Genomic DNA, 290 nt, shown 5'->3' on the forward strand with positions numbered 1-290 from the left:
GGGTCTGCCATGAGTTTGCTTGACACGAGTTATCAGGCGGCGGCAGCCGCCTGGACTGATTGAACCATCTCGAACTCGACAGGGGTGAGCTTCCCGAGACGGGCCTGCCTACGACGGCGGTGATAGGTCCGCTCGATCCAGCTCACGATCGCGAGCCGGAGCTGGTCGAAGGACTGCCAGCGACGCCGGTTCAGCACGTTCTTCTGCAACAGCGCGAAGAAGGATTCCATTGCCGCGTTGTCCCCAGCAGCACCGACCCTGCCCATCGACCCGACCAGGCCGTTGACCCG

The 290-nt window shown here is 63.4% G+C and carries 1 protein-coding gene; it reads right to left on the reverse strand.

Going from position 1 to position 290, the window contains the following annotated elements:
- Window positions 1-32: 32 nt before the first annotated feature.
- The coding region (locus NR072_RS08145) for an IS3 family transposase (protein ID WP_145951598.1) at window positions 33-290 on the reverse strand (258 nt) is incomplete at its 5' end.

This window comes from Micrococcus sp. Mcc89, from assembly GCF_024519795.1.
GTDB classification, from domain to species: domain Bacteria; phylum Actinomycetota; class Actinomycetes; order Actinomycetales; family Micrococcaceae; genus Micrococcus; species Micrococcus luteus.